15 protein-coding genes are annotated in these 16,367 nt (G+C 60.8%); 3 read left to right on the forward strand and 12 right to left on the reverse strand.

Annotation, left to right across the window (positions count from 1 at the left end; all coding sequences use genetic code 11):
* Positions 1–3: 3 nt before the first annotated feature.
* The 4 genes from LDN75_RS17275 to ychF all read right to left on the reverse strand — a co-directional run bounded on the left by LDN75_RS17275 (position 4) and on the right by ychF (position 5,089).
* Positions 4–948, reverse strand: a complete 945-nt coding sequence (locus LDN75_RS17275; protein ID WP_223933785.1) for an ABC transporter permease — start codon at positions 946–948, stop codon at positions 4–6.
* On the reverse strand, positions 938–1,867 hold the full coding sequence (locus tag LDN75_RS17280; protein WP_216925185.1) for an ABC transporter permease: 930 nt from the start codon (positions 1,865–1,867) through the stop codon (positions 938–940). The genes LDN75_RS17275 and LDN75_RS17280 overlap by 11 nt, the downstream gene beginning before the upstream one ends.
* Positions 1,868–1,993: 126 nt before the next feature.
* Positions 1,994–3,676, reverse strand: a complete 1,683-nt coding sequence (locus tag LDN75_RS17285; protein ID WP_223933787.1) for an ABC transporter substrate-binding protein — start codon at positions 3,674–3,676, stop codon at positions 1,994–1,996.
* Positions 3,677–4,003: 327 nt separating this feature from the next.
* Complete coding sequence (gene ychF, locus LDN75_RS17290) at positions 4,004–5,089, reverse strand: redox-regulated ATPase YchF (protein ID WP_223933788.1); 1,086 nt, start codon at positions 5,087–5,089, stop codon at positions 4,004–4,006.
* A 112-nt stretch (positions 5,090–5,201) separates the two neighbouring features.
* Between ychF and LDN75_RS17295 the strand changes: the two genes are divergently transcribed.
* A complete protein-coding gene (locus LDN75_RS17295; RefSeq protein WP_223933790.1) occupies positions 5,202–6,431 on the forward strand; it encodes a DNA recombination protein RmuC in 1,230 nt (409 codons plus the stop codon).
* A gap of 146 nt (positions 6,432–6,577) precedes the next feature.
* Here the strand turns inward: LDN75_RS17295 and LDN75_RS17300 are convergent, their stop codons facing one another.
* Positions 6,578–7,663 (reverse strand): 4-hydroxy-3-methylbut-2-enyl diphosphate reductase, encoded by a 1,086-nt coding sequence (locus LDN75_RS17300; RefSeq protein WP_223933792.1) that lies wholly within the window; start codon positions 7,661–7,663, stop codon positions 6,578–6,580.
* A 9-nt stretch (positions 7,664–7,672) separates the two neighbouring features.
* Positions 7,673–8,545 carry a hypothetical protein gene (locus LDN75_RS17305; RefSeq protein WP_223933793.1) on the reverse strand — a complete coding sequence of 291 codons (873 nt, stop codon included), beginning with the start codon at positions 8,543–8,545 and terminating at the stop codon, positions 7,673–7,675.
* A 229-nt stretch (positions 8,546–8,774) separates the two neighbouring features.
* On the opposite strand from LDN75_RS17305, the gene xseA reads away from it, so the two are divergent.
* On the forward strand, positions 8,775–10,052 hold the full coding sequence (gene xseA / locus LDN75_RS17310; RefSeq protein WP_223933795.1) for an exodeoxyribonuclease VII large subunit: 1,278 nt from the start codon (positions 8,775–8,777) through the stop codon (positions 10,050–10,052).
* 56 nt (positions 10,053–10,108) lie between these two features.
* Positions 10,109–10,363, forward strand: coding sequence for an exodeoxyribonuclease VII small subunit (locus LDN75_RS17315; RefSeq protein WP_223933797.1), 255 nt, complete (start codon positions 10,109–10,111; stop codon positions 10,361–10,363).
* Between the two features lie 131 nt (positions 10,364–10,494).
* Here LDN75_RS17315 and LDN75_RS17320 read toward each other — a convergent pair whose 3' ends face one another.
* The 6 genes from LDN75_RS17320 to LDN75_RS17345 form a co-directional block, all read right to left on the reverse strand.
* Entirely contained in the window at positions 10,495–11,349 is an 855-nt protein-coding gene (locus LDN75_RS17320) for a polyphosphate kinase 2 family protein (protein WP_223933799.1), read from the reverse strand.
* Between the two features lie 51 nt (positions 11,350–11,400).
* Complete coding sequence (locus LDN75_RS17325; RefSeq protein ID WP_223933801.1) at positions 11,401–12,621, reverse strand: pyridoxal phosphate-dependent aminotransferase; 1,221 nt, start codon at positions 12,619–12,621, stop codon at positions 11,401–11,403.
* A 120-nt stretch (positions 12,622–12,741) separates the two neighbouring features.
* Positions 12,742–13,701 (reverse strand): ABC transporter substrate-binding protein, encoded by a 960-nt coding sequence (locus LDN75_RS17330; RefSeq protein ID WP_223933803.1) that lies wholly within the window; start codon positions 13,699–13,701, stop codon positions 12,742–12,744.
* Positions 13,698–14,444, reverse strand: a complete 747-nt coding sequence (locus tag LDN75_RS17335) for an ABC transporter permease (protein ID WP_223933805.1) — start codon at positions 14,442–14,444, stop codon at positions 13,698–13,700. Before LDN75_RS17335 ends, LDN75_RS17330 begins: the two co-directional genes overlap by 4 nt.
* Complete coding sequence (locus tag LDN75_RS17340; protein WP_223933807.1) at positions 14,441–15,184, reverse strand: ABC transporter permease; 744 nt, start codon at positions 15,182–15,184, stop codon at positions 14,441–14,443. The genes LDN75_RS17335 and LDN75_RS17340 overlap by 4 nt, the downstream gene beginning before the upstream one ends.
* A complete protein-coding gene (locus LDN75_RS17345) occupies positions 15,184–16,278 on the reverse strand; it encodes an ATP-binding cassette domain-containing protein (protein WP_275959787.1) in 1,095 nt (364 codons plus the stop codon). Before LDN75_RS17345 ends, LDN75_RS17340 begins: the two co-directional genes overlap by 1 nt.
* Between the last annotated feature and the right edge of the window lie 89 nt (positions 16,279–16,367).

Here is a 16,367-nt window from a genome sequence, read left to right on the forward strand (position 1 = left end):
TCCTTAGCGCTGACGGCTCTTGGGATCAAGAGCATCGCGAACGGCGTCGCCAAGCATGATGAAGCTCAGGACGGTGATGGACAGGGCGGCTGCCGGATAGAGCAGGATTCCGGGGTTGGTTCGAATAGAGGCATTGGCCGCTGAAATGTCGTTACCCCACGACATCACGCTGGTAGGCAGCCCGACGCCAAGGAAGGACAATGTCGCTTCCAGGACGATGAATACGCCAAGTTCCAGCGTGGCCAGAACAATTACCGGAGCCAGGGCATTTGGCAAGGCGTGCTTGACCAGCGCCCCGAATTTGGAAACACCGAGAGACCGGGCCGCCGTAACGAAGTCCGCGTTGCGTACCTCGATGACGGCCCCTCTGGTGATTCGTGCCATCTGGGGCCACGCCAGCATGGATATGGTGATGACGACGGTCCAGACGCCCCTGTTTTCCCGGAAGAACGGCAGCTGCGTGATGACGAGGGCGCCCAAGATGATGGGGAGGGCGAAAAAGATGTCACCCAAACGGGCCAGTACAGCATCGAGCCAGCCGCCGTAGTATCCGGCCAGTGCACCCAGGGTCACACCGATGACGATCACGCAGAGCACAGACAGGACACCCACGGACAGTGAAGCTTGCGTGCCATGGATGACACGCGAATAGACGTCACAGCCTTGCAGCGTGAAACCGAGCGGGTGTCCGGAAGTGGGTCCTGCCTCCGAGTTGGCCAACTGACAGTCGTTGTCGGGCGCAACGCTCGTAAACAGGCCCGGGAAAAGTGCGACGGTCGTCAACAGAAGGATCAGCAGCGCAGAGATAATGAACAGCGGGCGCCGGCGCAGCTTGCGCCAGGCATCGGCCCAAAGGCTGAGGGGCGCCTGTTCAAGCTTGACGGTGTCCGTGGCCTGCAGCGGAGTCTCATCGATTGGGGCGACGAAGTGTTCGGTGTTACTGGTCATAGCGGATCCTCGGGTCAAGCCAGGCGTACAGGAGGTCAACCAGGAGATTGGTGACAACAAAGACAAGAACAAGGACACTGACGATCACAACGATGGTGGGGCCTTCGCTGCGCTGAATGGCTTGGAAAAGCTTGTTGCCAACTCCCGGGACGTTGAAGATACCTTCGGTGACAATTGCACCGCCCATGAGGCCACCGAGGTTCGCACCGAGATAGGTCACCACTGGAATCAGCGAGTTCCTCAGAATGTGCGCCATCACGACGCGCGGGCGGGAAAGTCCCTTGGCCGTTGCAGTCCGCACATAGTCGGCGTTCATGTTTTCGCTGACTGATGCACGGGTCAGGCGCAGCACGTACGCGAACGAGACCAGGCCCAGGACCACTGCGGGCAGGATCAGGTTGCCCCAGTCGGCGTTGGCCCCAACGGTCGGTTTTGCCCAGCCAAGCTGGACACCGAACACGAGCTGGAAGACAAAGCCGAGGACGAACGTGGGAACAGCAATGACCACCAGTGAGGCGACCAGGACGGTGGAGTCAAAGAGCTTACCCTTGCGCAGACCGGCGAAAACGCCGAACGCGATGCCGAAGACGGCCTGGATAATAAGTGCTTCAACAGCGAGCATCGCGGTCACCGGGAATGCCCTTGCAAGCGAAGCTGCAATGGGTTGTTGCGTAAAGTCAACGCCGAGGTTGAAGGTGAACAGGTTCTTCAGGAAGATCCCGTACTGCACCCAGAACGGCTGGTCAAGGTTGTACTGGTTCCTCAGTGCGTCGATGACGCTCTGAGGAGGTTGGCGATCGCCGAAGAGCGCTGCGATGGGGTCACCGGGAAGGGCGAACACCATGTAGTAGACAAGGAGTGTGGTTCCCAGGAAGACGGGAATCACCTGGAGGAGCCTACGCAGAATGTAGCGGACCACGGTTCACCCCGCTCTCTATGGACGGTTGTAGGTGTGTCATGTTTGCCTTCCTGCCGAAGCAAGCAATTGGGGGCCCGGCACGATGGCCGGGCCCCCATGCCTCACGGCAAGTTCAGATCCTGAGGACTACTTGGCCTCGATGTTGTAGTAGAGGATTCCGCCGTTCCAGCCGGTCTCGGCCTTCACAACGTTGTTGCTCCACACAATCGGACGGTTCAGGTACCACAGGGGCAGGCCGGGGAGATCCTGGAACAGGATTTCCTGTGCCTTGTTGAACTTGGTATTGGCGTCTTGAGGCGTCTTGGCCGCAAGGCCTTCCTTGAGCAGTTTGTCGAACTCCGGGTTCGAGTACTTCTCGTAGTTCGACGATGCGTTGGTTGCCCACACCGGTCCAAGGAAGTTATAGAGCGACGGGTAGTCACCCTGCCAGCCAGAGCGGGTCAGGCCCGGGAGTGACTGGGACTTGCGCAGGTCCAGGACTTCAGCGAACTTCGCGAACGGCTGGATTTCGGCTTGGATTCCGAGGTTGTTCTTGAAGCCGTTGGCCACGGCGTCGATCCATTCCTTGTTGCCACCATCGGTGTTGGAAGCAATCTGGAGCGGCTTGGAAGCATCGTATGGCTGGATCTTTTCAGCCTGCGCCCAAAGGTCTTTAGCCTTCTGGACATCGAACTTCAGAACATCGTTGCCCGGGATCTTGTCGCTGTAGCCATCCAGCACGGGTGCCGTGAATTCAGTGGCAGGGGTGCGGGTGCCGTTGAAGATGACCTTGGTGATCTCCTCACGGTTGATGGCGTGGGACAGCGCCTGGCGGCGCAGCTTGCCTGCTTCGCCCTGGAAGTTCGGGTTGTAACCCGGAATGTTCAGGGTGGAGTTGTTGGCAACCGGCTTGGTGGAGTTACGATCCTGAAAGTCCGTGGTGTACGTCTTCAGTGCGTTCGATGGCAGGACGTCGGTGACGTCAAGGTTGTCCGCCTGGAGATCCGTGTAAGCGGGACCCGGGTCCGTGTAGAACTTGAAGGTCACGCCACCGTTCTTGGCAGCTCGCGGACCGTTGTAGTCAGGGTTCTTGACCAGCGAGATTGACTGGTCGTGTACCCAGGAACCATCCTTGGCGAACTTGTAGGGGCCGTTGCCAACCGGGTTTTCACCGAAAGTCTTCGGGTCTTTGAGAGCAGCGGAGGGCAGCGGGTAGAAGGCGGAGTAGCCCAGACGCAGTGACCAGTCAGCCTCAGGCTGGGACAGCTTCACCGTAATAGTCTGGTCGTCTTTGGCTGCCAGACCGGACATCGTCTGAGCCTTCGGTGCTGGAGTGGAGGTCTTCTTGCCGTCGGCCCCGGTGGTTTCATTCACGGCGCTGACATCGGCATAGCCTTCGATGGACTCGAAGAAGAAGCCGTTGTTCTGGAGGTTGGTGCTCAGCGCTGCAAAGTTCCAGGAGTCAACGAACGTCTTGGCTGTGATTTCCTCGCCATTCGTGAACTTGGCACCGGACTTAACTTTGATGGTCCAGTTCTGCGAGTCCGTGGTGTCAATGGATTCGGCCAGCGCGTTGACCGGCTTGCCGCTGGCATCGTAGGCGCGGAGGCCTTCGAACAGCAGCTCGACAACGCGGCCGCCGTACACCTCGTTGGTGTTTGCGGGAAGCAGCGGGTGCTGCGGTTCGTTGCTGTATGCGGTGATGACCTTGTTGGGGTCGGCTGCGGCAGAGCTGTTCGTGTTGCTGCCGGAGCCACCGCCGCAACCGGTCACTGCGAGGGCGATTATTGCCGCTACGCCTAGAGCTTTGGAAGTGCGCGAGAAACGCATTCCGCCTCCTATGAGTCGTGGAGTTGATCAGGGGTAATTTGTGATGACCCCCAGGCGCGGACACAGCTTTCCTACTGTGACGTTGCCTACATGTGTGTGTAAGCCTACCCACATTGTGTCCAGATGTTGGGACTCGCTGGCCAAACTGTAACCGTTCCGCAACCTCCAGATGCCTAAACTGGCGGGAATTTCAAGTCAAAAGCTACTCGGTGGTAATATTCGCTGTCTGACAGCAGGACAAGCCGTTTTAGGCGCAAAAAAAGAGCCCCGGTTCATGTTCTGAACCGGGGCCCTTGAGAATCTCGCTAGCCGGGCAGCGTCCTGGTTTTAGACGTTAAACCGGAACTCCACCACATCGCCGTCGGCCATGACGTACTCTTTGCCTTCGATGCGGACCTTGCCTCGGGACTTTGCCTCAGCCATGGAACCGGCGTCGATCAGGTCATCGAAGGAGACAACCTCGGCCTTGATGAAGCCACGCTGGAAGTCAGAGTGGATCACGCCAGCGGCTTGGGGCGCGGTGTCGCCCTGGCGAATGGTCCAGGCCCGGGTTTCCTTGGGACCGGCGGTGAGGTAGGTCTGCAGGCCAAGGGTGTGGAATCCAACGCGGGCCAGCTGGTCCAGGCCGGACTCGCTCTGGCCGTTCATTTCCAGCATCTCGCGGGCTTCTTCCTCGTCCAGTTCCACGAGGTCGGATTCGAGCTTTGCGTCCAGGAATACTGCGTCAGCAGGAGCAACCAGGGCGCGCAATTCTTCCTGCTTTGCCGGATCGCCAAGAATGCCTTCATCGGCGTTGAAGACGTAGATAAAGGGCTTCGCGGTGAGAAGTCCGAGCTCCTTGAGGTGCTCCATCTCCAGTTTGTCGCTCTTGATCGAGCTGAAAATCGTGTCGCCGCGTTCCAGAACTGCCTGGGCCGCCTTGATGGCAACGAGCTCGGCTGCTTCGCGCTTCTTGATCTTGACTTCTTTTTCGATGCGAGGGATCGCGTTTTCGATGGTCTGAAGGTCTGCCAGGATCAGCTCGGTGTTGATGGTCTCCATGTCGGAGCGCGGATCAACCTTGCCGTCGACGTGGATAACGTCGGGGTCATCAAATACGCGGACGACCTGAGCGATGGCCTGTGCCTCGCGGATGTTGGCCAGGAACTTGTTGCCCAGGCCTTCGCCCTCGGAGGCGCCCTTCACGATGCCGGCGATGTCCACAAAGGACACAGGAGCGGGAAGCAGCTTCTGGGAACCAAAGATCTCCGCCAGCTTGGCCAGCCGGGGATCCGGCAGGTTAACGACACCGACGTTCGGTTCGATCGTTGCGAACGGATAGTTCGCAGCAAGCACCTGATTGCGGGTCAGTGCGTTGAAAAGAGTTGATTTGCCGACGTTGGGCAGTCCGACGATGCCAATAGTAAGAGCCACGAGCATTTATTCTACCCGTTGCAACCATGCCCACGCTTGTTCGCACCGCAAGAGTACGCCGTCAACGGCCCTGTCGGCTAAAACTGTCGTACCCCTGTGACAGGGTTGCCACATGGATGGATTTGGATTGGTTTTGGCTTTGCTCATGCTGCTGATCGGAGCGGCAGTGGGACTCAGTACGGCATATGTAGTCTTCCGACGCCGGGCGGCCGGCTTGGAACAGGACTTCGACGCCGTTTCGTCGCGCCTTTCGGAGGTGACCGCCCAGCTCGCAGCCGCCGACGCCGAACGCCGGCTTCTGTTCGCACAGAACCGTGAGCTGAGTGAATCAAGGACCTCAGACGGCAGCGTGCTGCGCGCCTTGGGTCCCGTGGCCGAAAAGCTCACTGCCGTACAGCAGCAGGTCTCGCTCCTTGAACGCGACCGGGTCGAGCAATATGGTCAACTTGCCCAGCAACTTCAGGACGCCAAGCTGTCCGACGAACAGCTTCTGCGGTCCACGCATGCCCTTGCTTCGGCACTACGGTCCAACAGCGCCCGCGGCCAATGGGGCGAGGTTCAGTTGCGCAGGGTTGTCGAAGCCTCCGGAATGCTCCGCCACGTGGATTTCCATGAGCAAGTGCACTCAGGCCGGAACGAGAACACGCTGCGTCCGGACCTTGTGGTGCAATTACCGGGCGGCAAGCAACTCGTAGTGGATGCCAAGGTCCCCCTGGCTTCATATTTGGCGGCGCAGGAACAGCTGCACGGTGAAGGCTCGATGGGTGAAACGGTCATGTCAACGGCCAACCATGATTCCAAGACCCTCCTGGCACAGCATGCCAAGGCACTCAAAGCCCACATCGATGCCCTGGCGGCCAAGAAGTACTGGGACATTCCCGGCAACTCCCCGGAGCTCGTTATCTGTTTCCTTCCCGCGGAGTCGATTTTGGCCTCAGCCCTTGAAGCCGATCCGGCGTTGCTGGAGCATGCCCTTTCCCGCAACGTCGTCCTGGCCTCGCCGGGAACACTGCTGGCCGTACTCAAGTCGGTGGCCTTCACATGGCGGCAGGATGTCTTGACGGACAGCGCACACGAACTCTTCGAACTGGCCAAACAGCTTTACGAACGCATGGGCACGCTGGGCGAGAATGTCGGGAAGCTCGGAAGCTCCTTGAAGACATCAGTGGATCGCTATAACGCGATGGTCGGCACGCTGGAGGCACGGGTACTCCCCACCGCCCGCAAACTTAACACCATGGACGACGCCGGACTGGCCACGCCCATGTCCGTCGAAGCAGTCCCCCGGGCTCTGGCCGCGCCCGAGCTGCTCGCAGTGGACTCCGAGGAGTCTGCAGCTTAAGAGATGCGGCTTAGGAGACGACCACGGCCTAAGACATCCCTACGGCCGTAGGGATCTGCGCCTTAACAGGACAGGCCCGCTGTGAGAGCTTCCCAAACGGGTGGCTGCCACAGCGGGCCTGCTAAACACATCTAGGACAAGTACGTCTAGGACGCAGGCCGGTTCCCACGGCCACCGAGGGCCCGGGTCACGTCGCCAGCCTTCTTCAGGGTTGCCCGTAGTTCCTTCGGCAAAGAGAAGAGAAGGTCTTCCTCGGCCGTGACAACTTCCTGGACTTCGCCATAGCCGTAGTCCGCCAAAAGCCGGAGAACGTCCTGGACGAGTACTTCGGGGACGGAAGCTCCGGAGGTGACACCAACTGTTGCCACGCCCTCGAACCAACTTTCATCCACCTCATTCGCGAAGTCCACGCGGTACGAGGTGCGTGCCCCATACTCGAGAGCCACTTCAACCAGGCGCACCGAGTTGGACGAGTTGGCCGAACCCACCACAATGACCAGGTCAGCCTGCGGAGCGATTTTCTTAATGGCCACCTGCCGGTTGGTGGTGGCATAGCAGATATCGTCGCTGGGCGGATCCTGCAACGTGGGGAACCGGTCCTTGAGCAGGCGGACGGTCTCCATGGTCTCGTCCACGCTCAGCGTGGTCTGGGAGAGCCAGATGGTCTTCTCCGGGTTCCGCACGGTGACTTTGTCTACCTCGTGCGGGCCGTTGATGATCTGAATGTGTTCCGGGGCCTCGCCGGCTGTTCCTTCGACTTCCTCATGGCCCTCGTGGCCAATGAGCAGGATGTCGTAGTCCTCCTTGGCGAAGCGCACCGCTTCACGGTGGACCTTGGTGACAAGCGGGCAGGTAGCGTCAATGGTGCGAAGACCGCGGTCTTCGGCGGACTGGACTACGGCAGGGGAAACGCCGTGGGCCGAGAAGATCACCAAGGCGCCTTCAGGAACCTCATCAGTTTCTTCTACGAAAATGGCGCCTTGCTCTTCGAGGGAGCTTACGACATGGACGTTGTGGACGATCTGCTTGCGGACGTAGACGGGCGGTCCGTAATGTTCCAAGGCTTTCTCGACAGCAATGACGGCCCTGTCCACGCCGGCACAATAGCCACGCGGAGCCGCCAGCAGAACCTTCTTGGGTCCAGTAACCGGGGCCGCCGCCTGAACCTCTTCCGGTGATCGCCGTCTGCGGGGCACCGTGGGCATCGGAATGGAAACTGCTGTGCTGGTCATCCCTCCATGCTACCGGCCCGGCACCTGGTCGCTGGCAGAAGGTGACCGCCGTCTCGCGGACAGGATCCAAGCGATGACACCCAATGCCAGGAACCCACCGGACACCACAGCAGCGATACCAATCCAATCACCAAAGCCTGTCCGGGCTGCCGAAAAGAACTCCTGCTTGAACAGCTCTGCAACACCATTGGCGCTGGAGAGGCTTCCCATCAGTCCGCCAGCCCAGTCAACCATCGCCGACCACAGCGCAGCCAGCACCAAACCGCCGAGTCCGAGGAAGACAAATACTATCGAGCGGCGACGCGCTGCAGCGACGGCCAACAGCACCGACACCATTGCACCCAGGGCGGCGAGCCACCAAAGCGGCGCGAAGGCCGCCACCCGTTCCACGAGCAGCTTCTGCGAGGGCTCGCCCATGGTCACGAGGCTTTCCGCCGGGACCTCAATCTGTAGCCCGCTGGCTGAGGACAAATGGTCGCGGATGAGCCTGACAAGGGGGCCGATGTCCAGGAGCAGGGCTGTATGCGATACCGTCTCCTCCGACTGCTTACCGCCTCCGAAGTTCAACCTATGACTGTTCCGGGCCGTTTCCTCCCATGCTTTGGGGTATTCGGGCCATGACTGCATTCCGGAAGCAGCTCCTCTGAGGACATCCGCAGCCACCGACTTGAGCGGCTCCGGAAGATCTACGGAGGACTCAAAGTTCCCCACTGCGGCTGTAGCAAGGCGGCTTTGGAACTCTGGATCTTTGCCCAACGCGCCAGCCATCTGGACGAAACCGTCCTCTTTGACCACGTTGACGTCCGCCCAAGCAGCCGGAACTGCGGCGGCCGTGAGCAACAAGGCAAGGACCACTGCCACCGCGGAAATGAAACTGCGCAAAAGTCATCCTCGGGGTAAGGGGCCAGTGCCACCATCCTAGGTCTGTCCACAGGATAGGAAAAATGTCCGGGTCCAGTGCTAAAGCTATGGATAGAGTTGGAAGGCCGGCCCAAAGATCGAGTGGCACGGATCGAGTGGCACGGACCGAGTGGCACGGACCGAGTGGCCTCGACCCCCGGCCGCACAGCTAGCGAGGATATACACATGCAGGTAAAAGCACGGACCACCCATGGCAGCTGACGCGACCCCGGAATCGACGCTGCCAGGAACCGCTGCGGAGACCAGCCCGGATAATCCCTGGCCGTTGCAGTTGCTGTCCCGGAAGCTGAAGGCCCACATTGAGCGCGCGCCCGCGGCGTGGATCGAAGGCCAGGTCATTGAGTTCAACCGCCGAGGCGGAAATGCTTTCCTGACGCTACGGGACGTCGATGCTGAGATTTCATTGCCGGCATCCGTATGGTCCACAGTCCTCGATCGCCAGAAGGTACCCATTGAGCGTGGTTCCCGGGTGGTCGCCCTGGTCAAGGCCGACTTCTGGGTCAAAACCGGACGCCTCAATATGTCCGTCAAGGACATCCGGCCCGTGGGCCTGGGTGATCTCCTCGCCAGGATCGAGCGGCTGCGTCAGGCCCTGGCCGCAGAAGGCCTGTTCGCTGATTCCCGGAAACGGAAGCTGCCCCTGCTCCCACACCGGATTGGACTCATCACCGGGCGTGACTCGGATGCCAAGAAGGACGTCCTCCGTAACGCGGCATTACGCTGGCCGGCTGTTGAGTTCGACGTTCGCGAGGTAGCCGTCCAGGGCAACACGGCAGTTGCCCAGATCATTGCCGCGCTCAGGTCTTTGGATGCCGACCCGCACGTGGACGTCATCGTCCTTGCCAGGGGTGGTGGCGCGTTGGAAGATCTTCTGCCGTTCAGCAATGAGGACCTGATCAGGGCTGTGGCCTCAGCAACAACACCAGTGGTTAGCGCCATTGGCCACGAAGCAGATCGTCCAATCCTGGACGACGTGGCTGACCTGAGGGCTTCGACACCCACCGACGCCGCGAAACGCATAGTCCCCGATGTCAGCGAGGAACTTGCCATGGTCCGCCAGGCCCGGGACCATCTTCGCCGAAGCATCGGCCGGATGGTGGACAGGGAGACGGACCGGCTCCATGCCTTGAGGTCGCGGCCCGTCCTTGCCACACCCGACACCATGGTCGCAGCCCGGTCCGAGGACATCACCCGCCTTCAGCGGAGGTCTCATGCCGCCGTCACTACTGCAGTGGTCCGGGCGCTTGACCAAGTCCACCACCTGCGCGCCCAAGTGCGGGCATTGTCTCCGCAGAAGACCTTGGACCGCGGCTACGCGGTGGTCCAGATCGTCGGGGAAGACCAAGCTGGACACACGGTAGTCAGCAGTCCGGAACAGACTCCGGAGGGCACGGCGCTGGCCATCCGAGTGGCAGAAGGCCGGTTCAGGGCTGTCTCCACCGGCCAGGCACAACTCGCCGAGCACTGATTTCGCAGCAGCATCTAGACGGCACATATACTCACCATCGAATGCGAAGGACCACCATGACCGAGAACACTCCCGCTGCATCTTCACCGGAATCCTTGGATTCCCTCAGTTACGAGGAAGCCCGGGAACAACTGGTGGCGGTGGTGGGCCGATTGGAAGCAGGCGGCGCCAGCCTTGAGGAATCGCTGGCGCTATGGGAGCGCGGCGAGGCATTGGCAAAGCGTTGCGAAGACTGGCTTGAGGGCGCCCGCAAACGCCTGGCAACAGCCCGGGGCGCCAACGACGCCGGAGCTGCCGCCGGCAAAGACTAGCCTCGTTGACGGACCCCACAACGATCAACGGCGGCTACGCCGCCCAGCATGCCCTTACCGCCAGGGATTCCTCAACGGCCCAGGACTCCCCTACCGCTCGGGGTTGCCCTAAAGCTCAGGATTCCTCAACCTCAGGATTCCTCAACAAGGGCACGTTCCGCAGCGACGTCGAAATCCGCCTTTGGCCAGTCCAGGAACAAGCCCTCCAAGGCGTCCAACAGCAACTGCTGGACGGCGATCCGGGCGTACCACTTCTTGTTCGCTGGAACAACGTGCCACGGGGCGACGTCCGTAGATGTCTTCTCAAAGGCCGTGTTGTAGGCATCCATGTAGTCATCCCAGAACGCCCGCTCCGCGAGATCGCCCCGGCTGTATTTCCAGTGTTTGCTGGGATCATCAAGCCGCGCAAGGAGACGCTTCTTCTGCTCATCCTGGCTGATGTTGAGCATGACCTTAACGATGGTGGTTCCCTGCTGGGCCAGCCTGGACTCGAAGTCGTTGATAGCGGCGTAGCGCCGTTCCAATTCCGCGGCGTCGGCCCATGCGTGGACGCGGTGGATCAGGACGTCCTCATAATGTGAGCGGTCGAAGACTCCCACCATCCCAGCGGCAGGTGACTCTTTCTCGATCCGCCACAGAAAGTCGTGCGACTTTTCCTCCTCAGTGGGTGCCTTGAATGCCTTCAGCTGCACGCCCTGCGGATCCATTGCCCCCACAACGTGGCTGACGATGCCACCCTTGCCGGCAGTGTCCATGGCCTGAAGAATCAGCAGCAGCCGCTTGTTGCTCCCGAACTTCCCCTCTGCAAAGAGCTTTTCCTGCAGTTCGGCGAGCCTGGCGTCCTGTTCAGCCAGCAATGACTTGCCGTCGGCCTTTGCTCCGGCGTAGCCAGGCGTGGCTTGGGGATCAACGCTGGCCAACGAAAAACCTGGCCCAACCTTCAGCACCTTGGCTGGACTCTCGGCGAACTCAACTGCAACGGGCATGGCTTGCCTTTCTGCCTGACGCGACCTCGTGACGCGGCCATGGACCACAGGCTAGTTCCCGGGGTACCTCGACAGGAAGTCCGCCATGCGGCCAATTGCCTCTTCAATATCCTTGACGTTAGGCAGCGTCACCATCCGGAAGTGGTCCGGCCGCACCCAGTTGAAGGCACGTCCGTGGGAGACCAGGATCTTCTGCTCCTTCAGCAGGTCCAGGACGAACTTCTCATCGTCCCGGATGTGGTAAACCTCTGGATCCAGTTTGGGGAACAGGTAGAGAGCACCCCTGGCCTGCTGCGTGCTGACACCCGGAATAGCGTTCAGGAGATCGTATGCCTTGTTGCGCTGCTCAAGGAGCCTGCCACCGGGGAGGATGAGATCGTTGATGCTCTGGTAGCCCCCCAGCGCCGTCTGGATGGCATGCTGCGCCGGGACGTTTGCGCACAAGCGCATATTGGCCAGCAGGTTGATGCCCTCAAGGTAATCGGCAGCATCCTTCTTGGGACCCGAAATGGCCATCCAGCCAGCGCGGTAGCCGCAAACACGGTAGGCCTTGGACAGTCCACTGAACGTCAGGCATAGAACGTCGTCCCCGGTTAGTCCGGCAAGGTTGACGTGGACGGCGTCTTCGTAAAGGATCTTTTCGTAAATTTCATCGGCAAACAGGACCAGGCCGTGCTTTTCAGCCAAAGCAACAATCTGTTTGAGCGTGTCTTCGGGGTACACGGCTCCCGTGGGGTTGTTCGGATTGATCACGACGATGCCCTTGGTCCGCGGCGTGATCCTGGATTCCAGGTCCGCAAGATCAGGTTGCCAACCCGACTCCTCATCACAGAGGTAGTGCACGGGCCGGCCACCGGCCAAGGCAACGGAAGCCGTCCACAGCGGATAGTCCGGCGTGGGGATCAGGACTTCATCGCCATCTTCAAGCAGGGCCATGAGGGACATGGTGATGAGCTCGCTGACCCCATTGCCGAGGTAGATGTCATCAACGTGGATGTTCTGGATTCCGCGGGTCTGGTAGTACTGCGAGACGGCCGTTCGGGCCGAGAAAATACCGCGGGAGTCGCTGTAGCCCTGGGCATTGGGCAGGTGGCGGATCATGTCCACCAAAATGGCGTCAGGCGCTTCAAAGCCAAAAGGAGCCGGGTTTCCGATGTTCAGTTTGAGGATCCGGTGACCCTCTGCCTCCATCTGCTGGGCGGCCTGAAGAATCGGTCCACGGATGTCGTAAAGGACATTATGAAGCTTGGTGGACTGCTTGAAATTCGCCATTCATCAAATATGCCACACCGGTGATGGACTTCAGCTGAGACTTAACTCACACATACGACGACGGGGGTGACAGACCCCCGCGGGTCCGTCACCGCCGTCGTACGCGGTTTGCGTCAAGCGCTACTTAACGATGCCCTTGTCTTTCAGCCATGCGGCTGCGGCGTCCTTGGGGCTTTGTTTCTGGTCGCCGCTGACTGCCCGGTTGAGGTCCACCAAATCATCCGTGGTCAGTATCTTGGAGACGTTGTTGAGTGCGTCCTTGGCTTTGTCCGTCATTTTGGCCTTGTTGTAGAGCGGCAATACCTGCTGGGCCTTGAAGTTGTTTTTGGGGTCTTCCAGGACCACGAGGTCATTGTCAGCGATCGACGGGGTGGTGGTATAGATGTCAGCCACCTGGACCTTGTCCTCCAACAGCGCCTGGAGCGTGAGGTTCCCGCCGCCGTCGTTGAACGGCTGCAGGCCCTTGAGCTCGCAGTTGTAGTTCTTCTTCAGCCCCGGGAAGCCATAAGCACGTGTCTCGAATGTTGCGGGGGCTGCCATCGTGAAGTCCTTGCAGACCTTGGCGAGGTCCTCAATGGACTTGAGCTGGTACTTCTCGGCAGTGGCCTTGGTGACCACCATGGCATCCTTGGACTCCGCCTTTGCCGGATCAAGCACGGCCAGTCCGTCCGGAAGCTTGCCAGGGAGCGCCTTGTACACATCCTCAGCCGAGACCTCGGTGGCCTCCGTATCGACGTAGGAGAGCAGGTTTCCGGAGTAGTCCGGGACGAGGTCCACGGATCCGTCCTGGACAGCCTTGAAGTAGATTTCGCGCGAGCCGATGTTCGGCTTGGTAGTAGCAGTAACGCCAGCAGCATTCAGGGCGCCTGCGTAAACCTCGGCGATCACCTGGCTCTCCGGAAAGTCTGCTGACCCAACTACAAGCGAGCCACCGGACCCGCTGGATCCGCCGGGGGCAGAAGTGGATGGGGTGGCCAAAGGGCTGCCCCCGCACGCGCTCAGTGCCAGGGCCACACCGACGCCGGCCGCCAGGCCGCCGAGTCCACGGCGCGTAAGGGTCATGGGAACGGGGTTTTTCATGGTGTACCTCCTTGAACGGCAGCCCCGGCGGGAGCTGTGGCTGTGGGATTGTCGATCGCCTTGTGGCGTCCGCTTGAGTCGAGGGTGAGGCCGGGCGAGAGGACCAGCCTCTGCAAAGCGGCCAGAACAAGGTCCACGGCGATGGCGAGGGCAGCGATCAGGAGTGATCCACCAAGCATCCGCGGAAAGTCCTGCAGGACCAGGCCATCGAACAAATACCGGCCCAGGCCGCCCAGGGGCAAGTAGGCAACTACCGAAACGGTGGCAATCACCTGAAGAACGGCAGTCCGGATGCCACCGAACATCACCTGGAGACCATTGGGGAGCTCAACCCGGAACAGAATCTGAAGCTCGGTCATGCCCATGGCCCGGGCTCCGTCCACCACGGAGGAATCCACGCTGGAGATGCCCGCATAGGTCCCGGCAAGCAGCGGTGGAACCGTGAGGATCACCAGTGCCCACACCGGCGGCATCAGCCCGCTGCCCGCCAACAAGGCGAAGAGGACCAGGAGGCCCAAGGTAGGAAGGGCCCGCAGGGCGCCCGCTAGGGCCACCGCAACCACCCTGCCGCGTCCGGTATGGCCAATGTAAAGACCCACAGGAACAGCGATGGCTGCGGCAATGAGGAGCACCAGCCCGCTGTACTGGAGGTGCTCGGCCAACCGCATGGGGATGCCTCCGCTTCCCGTCCAATGAATGGGATCCGTCAACCAGGCGATGGTGTCCGTAAACACGTTGCTCATGCCGATGCACCCGGATCCGGCTGAACTGGGGTGTGGGGCAAGCGCGGTACGGTTTTCGGTTCAGTGAGCAAAGCGGTGCCGTTCTTGCGTTCGCCCCTGTCGCCACCTGCCGCACGTGTCCACGGAGTCAGGACACGCTCCAGTACCACAAGGACTGCATCCATCAGCAAGGCCAGAACAAGGATGGCGATGATGCCAACCACCACTTCGGTAACGAAGGTCCTCTGCAAGCCATCGGTGAAAAGGATTCCGAGGTTGCCAACTCCCAGCAGGGCAGCAACGCTGACCAGCGAGATGTTGCTGACTGACACAACGCGGAGCCCGGCGAAGAGAACGGGAAGGGAGAGAGGAAGGTCCACCTGGAAGAACCGGGCCGAGGGCTTGAAGCCCATGGCCACGGCAGCATTGCGGAGGTCGTCGTCAACGGAGTCAAAGGCATCCATTGCCGCACGCACCAGCAAGGCCACCGCATAGATCGTCAGCGCGACCACGACGTTGAGGGGATCCAGGATCCGCGTGCCCAGGATGGTGGGCAGGATGATGAAGAGCGCCAGGGACGGAATGGTGTAGAGCAAGGACGTACCCGTCGCCACCACGGACCTCAGCGTACTGTTGCGCCGGGCGAGCTCCGCCAAGGGAATTGAGATCAGCAGCCCAAGGAGCATCGGGATGATGGCGAGCACAAGGTGCTGGCCAGCCAAGCCGAGGACCAGGCCAATGTTCGCCAGGAACCACTCCATCAGGTGGCGTCCTCCCTGTGGCGGCGGACTTCTTCGATCAGGGCAAGGACTTCCGGCGCCCTCAAGACCCCGGCAACCCTGCCGTCGTCGTCCACCGCAACGCCCAGGCCCGACGGCGAAGACAACGCCGCATCCAGCGCGCGGCGCAGGGTGTCCCCCTTATGGAAGAGTGAGCCGCCCGGGATCAGCCCGGCACCGTCCCGGGGTGAGGACCACCCGAGAGGACGTGATTCTTCGTCGATGACCAAGGCCCATTCCCCCGTCCGGCGCCCGGCGTTTTGACCCTCAGTCTGGCCCACCATGGTGACGGGGTGGAGCCTCACGGAATCGGCGACGTCGAAGGCGAGGTGGCGAAAGCCACGGTCCCGGCCCACGAAGGAGGCCACAAAATCATTGACCGGTGCCCGCAGGATTTCTTCCGGGGCCGCGTACTGGGCAAGTTTGCCGCCAACGGCAAAAACTGCCACTTTGTCACCCAACACTGTTGCCTCGTCAATATCATGCGTGACAAACACGATGGTTTTGGCGAGCTCGCGCTGCAGGCGCAGGAGTTCCTGCTGGAGTTCATCGCGCACCACGGGATCCACGGCACTGAACGGCTCGTCCATCAGAAGGACCGGCGGATCGGCGGCGAGCGCGCGCGCCACGCCGACGCGTTGCTGCTGACCGCCGGACAGTTGCGAGGGATACCGTTTGCCAAGAACGGAAGCCAGCCCAACGACGTCGAGGAGTTCCGCCGCGCGTTTCCGCGCGTCTGCTTTCGATACGCCGTTGAGCCGCGGGACCGTGGCGATGTTATCCAGCACGGACCGGTGCGGGAGGAGCCCGGAAGACTGCATGACGTAGCCCATGGAGCGACGAAGCTGCGCTGCCGGCACCTGCGAGACATCCTTGCCCGCCACAGTGATGGTTCCTGAGCTCGGCTCCACCATCCGGTTGATCATGCGCAGGGATGTCGTCTTGCCACAGCCCGAGGGACCCACCAGGACAGTGATGGCTCCTTTGTCGATGGACATGGTCAGGTTGTCGACGGCCGGCTGGCCGCCTTGATATCGCTTAGTCACGCTCTGGAACTCAATCATGGCTTCAGCCATACCCGGGCCTATCTTTGGCGGACAATCTTCACCCAGCGTAGCCAGCGCCACCGACGATGTCAGCGACGCCACGTATTCCGTAATGAATC

The organism is Arthrobacter sp. StoSoilB5 (genome assembly GCF_019977235.1).
Classification (GTDB): domain Bacteria; phylum Actinomycetota; class Actinomycetes; order Actinomycetales; family Micrococcaceae; genus Arthrobacter.